This window comes from Bathymodiolus platifrons methanotrophic gill symbiont (assembly GCF_002189065.1).
GTDB lineage: Bacteria > Pseudomonadota > Gammaproteobacteria > Methylococcales > Methylomonadaceae > Methyloprofundus.
This window is the reverse complement of the sequence record NZ_BDMN01000010.1, coordinates 1-3,572: the sequence shown is the minus strand read 5'-3', so window position 1 is coordinate 3,572 and position 3,572 is coordinate 1. Positions and strand designations below refer to the sequence as shown.

Here is a 3,572-nt window from a genome sequence, read left to right as displayed (position 1 = left end):
GTTTTGCCTTTTCAGATATCCGGCGTATCATTGCCGAAGCTGCTTTGGACCCGGATTTTGAAAGGGTTTGCCCCAAATACAGCAGCTCCCCTGTAAATTCGGTGGTAACCGTTTTGTTACGCATGGTCGCTTGATGAATTTCTAGGAAACTTCAGCTATACAATAGCGGGTTATTTTCGTTTCTATTGGCGTCTGAATTTTTAACAGGAGTAAAAACAAAGTGGAAACACAAGAATTACGAGATGTTGGTTTAAAAGTGACCTTACCTCGAGTGAAAATTTTGGAAATTATGGAGCGCAAAACCAATCAGCGCCATTTAAATGCAGAGCAGGTCTATAAGATTTTATTAAGTGAAAATGAAGAAATTGGTTTAGCTACTATTTATCGTGTGCTAACTCAGTTTGAAGCTGCTGGTCTAGTAACTCGACATCATTTTGAAGGCGGCAATTCAGTTTTTGAATTAAATAAAGGACTACATCACGACCATGTTGTCTGTGTTAAATGTGGAAAAGTAGATGAGTTTACTGATGATATTATTGAGGATCGTCAGAGTCAGATAGCCAAGGACTTAGGCTATGAACTTACTGATCATAGTTTATATTTGTATGGTTTATGTCCCAAATGTAAATAATTAAATGCACTTTTCCTTCTGATTTTCACAATATTTTATATGTTTAAACCGCTTATTTTATCAATCGGCTTGCGCTACACGGGCGCGAAACGTCGTACTCAATTTATTTCTTTTATTACTTTAACCTCGGTTTTAGGAATTGCCTTAGGTGTTACTGCTCTTATTACCGTTCTTTCAGTGATGAATGGTTTTGATAGTGAGTTACGCCAACGTATTTTAGGCATGACTGCACATTCCACTATTACTGGTCGGGGTGGTGAGCTCAATAACTGGCCTGTTTTAAAAGAAAAAGTTAAAGGTCTTCCGCATGTACAGGGGGCCGCTCCCTTTGTTCGTGGTCAGGTAATGGTTAATGCTGGGCGTAGGGTTAGTGGAACTTTGCTCCGGGGTATTCTTCCAGAACAAGAGTCAGCAGTCTCTGAGGTTGGTGAGAAGATGAAAGCAGGTGAGTTAACGGACTTGCAGTCAGGTAAGTATAGGATTGTATTAGGTGCTGAGCTGGCGACTTATTTAGGAGCCAGGATGGGGGATAAAATAACGGTGATTAGCCCACAAGTTAATTCAACGCCTGCTGGAATTATTCCTCGATTACGACGTTTTACTGTGATTGGTATTTTTGAGGTGGGGATGTATGAATATGACCGTAATATGGCGATTATTCATATTGATGATGCAGCGAAATTATTTCGTATGGATAACAATGTCTCTGGCTTACGTTTAAAGCTTGATGATTTATTTAATGCACCGCAAATTACCCATGATTTGGCACGTAAATTATATGGTGATTATTTTGTCAGTGACTGGACTCAGGCGCATAGTAATTTCTTTCATGCAATTAAAACTGAAAAGCGGGTGATGTTTATTATTTTATTATTAATTGTTGCTGTTGCTGCCTTTAATATTGTTTCTACTTTGGTTATGGTGGTGACTGATAAGCGTGGGGATATTGCTATTTTAAAAACGCAAGGTTTAACACCCATGGGAGTCATGGGTATTTTTATTGTCTTAGGTGCCATTATTGGTCTGATAGGTACTGCTTTAGGGACTGTAGGTGGAGTTTTATTGGCTTTAAATGTCGAGACTATAGTTCCAGCTATCGAAGAGTTTTTCGGGGTTAATTTTATGGCGGCTGATGTCTACTATATTAGTAGCTTGCCCTCTAAGCTGGTATGGGAGGATGTGTATGTTATTGCTGCCGTTGCCTTTGCATTATCATTGCTAGCAACTTTATATCCTGCTTGGCAAGCTTCGCGGGTCAATCCAGCGGAGGTACTTCGTTATGAGTAATCACATTATCTTACAGTGCCATCAATTAACTAAACGCTATAAACAGGGTGATTTAGATGTTGAAGTTTTAAAAGGTGTCGATTTTTCAGTGTCTTCTGGGGAGCGAGTTGCCATTATGGGTACATCAGGATCAGGTAAAAGTACCTTATTGCATTTACTGGGTGGGCTGGAAAAACCAACGAGTGGTGAGGTTATTCTGGATGGTGTAAATTTAAAGAAAGTCAGTCAGTCTAAGTTATCTAAAATTAGAAATCAGTCGCTAGGCTTTATTTATCAGTTTCATCATCTTTTAGCTGAGTTTACTGTTTTAGAGAATGTGATGATGCCTGCCTTGATTGGGGGCAGTTCAATTACAGAAGCTAAAAAGACTGCTGATGAAATTCTACAGCGAGTTGGTCTGGAACATAGAGTTAAGCACAAATCAGGAGAATTATCAGGTGGTGAGCGACAGAGAGTGGCAATTGCACGAGCTTTAATTAATAAGCCTAAGTGTATTTTAGCGGATGAACCAACTGGAAATCTGGACAGCAAAACAGCTGAAAATATTTATCAGCTAATGCTGGAATTAAATCAGGAATTGAAAATTAGCTTTTTGATTGTTACGCACGATCCAGATTTAGCCGGGCGCATGGATAGAGTGTTGCATATGGCTGATGGTTTGATTGTTGATTAACCTATAGGGCGTGGCTTTAGCCTACATGAATCGCCTGTGTGTAGGCTAAAGCCTACTCCCCAGTTTTCTCGGTTATTTAGGATTTATAGTACCAGGGCTTTTTACCTTGCTTGCTACTTATATTTGCCATATTATTAGCTTCACTTACTGGATGCTGACTAGGCTACTGCTATCTTTCAGAACGCGCACGCCATTGTTTGACAACATGCCAGCGCCAGAATAAGCGTATACCAAAGTAACCCACTATTGATGAAATAATGCCGAGTATCAGGCAGCCCATAAGAAAAGGCCCGCCTATATCACTTAAACCTGAAGTAAGACTCTCCAGTGAAAGCTCAAAATCAGCAGCCGGTGGTGGCTGGTGTAAACTCCATAACCCTAGGCGATAAGCAAAATAAAACATAGGGGGCATGGTTGAAGGGTTAGTAATCCAGACTAATGCAACTGAAATCGGTAGGTTAGCACTGAAGTATAGAGCAATGGCTGCTGCAATCATCATCTGACCCGGGGTGGGGATCCAGGCAGCAAAAAGGCCAATTGCAAAGGCAGCGGAAACGGAGCGCCGGTTTAAATGCCAAAGATTTGGATCATGTAACTTATCTCCCAGAAAACGAAGATTTTTATTTCCTTTAATGGATTCAGGGGAAGGCATGTATTTTTTTATAAGCTTTTTTGGCATGATTACTAATATCCATTAATATACAAGTGATTTAAGTGTAGCAGGTTTTAGGTAATTATTCAGTTCCTCACAGAAGGAAAGTTAAACTGTTTATAAACTGAAGTTTCCCAATAATTATTTATGGTAAAATTGAAACTATGCTACAACTATATGAAAAAAATAGTCTTTTCATTCGTTTCAAATGCTATTGCCTAAGGGGAATTAAGTAGGGGTTTGCTATAAACATGGCAAAACCACCTAAAATAAACCTCGATACACCAGCATTGTGTATTTCAGCTACTCAATAATTGGGAAACTTCAGT

General features: G+C 39.5%; 4 protein-coding genes. 3 read left to right on the top strand and 1 reads right to left on the bottom strand.

All coding sequences use genetic code 11. The features are described from left to right. The first annotated feature begins 220 nt into the window (after positions 1-220). The 3 genes from fur to lolD are packed head-to-tail and all read left to right on the top strand — an operon-like array spanning position 221 to position 2,591. Positions 221-631, top strand: a complete 411-nt coding sequence (fur, locus tag CDZ78_RS00480; protein ID WP_087868188.1) for a ferric iron uptake transcriptional regulator — start codon at positions 221-223, stop codon at positions 629-631. A 39-nt stretch (positions 632-670) separates the two neighbouring features. Next, complete coding sequence (locus CDZ78_RS00475) at positions 671-1,918, top strand: lipoprotein-releasing ABC transporter permease subunit (protein WP_087868187.1); 1,248 nt, start codon at positions 671-673, stop codon at positions 1,916-1,918. After that, positions 1,911-2,591, top strand: a complete 681-nt coding sequence (gene lolD / locus CDZ78_RS00470; RefSeq protein WP_087868186.1) for a lipoprotein-releasing ABC transporter ATP-binding protein LolD — start codon at positions 1,911-1,913, stop codon at positions 2,589-2,591. Before CDZ78_RS00475 ends, lolD begins: the two co-directional genes overlap by 8 nt. 169 nt (positions 2,592-2,760) lie before the next feature. Here lolD and CDZ78_RS00465 read toward each other — a convergent pair whose 3' ends face one another. Beyond that, positions 2,761-3,270, bottom strand: coding sequence for a DUF2062 domain-containing protein (locus CDZ78_RS00465; protein WP_087868185.1), 510 nt, complete (start codon positions 3,268-3,270; stop codon positions 2,761-2,763). Positions 3,271-3,572: the final 302 nt, after the last annotated feature.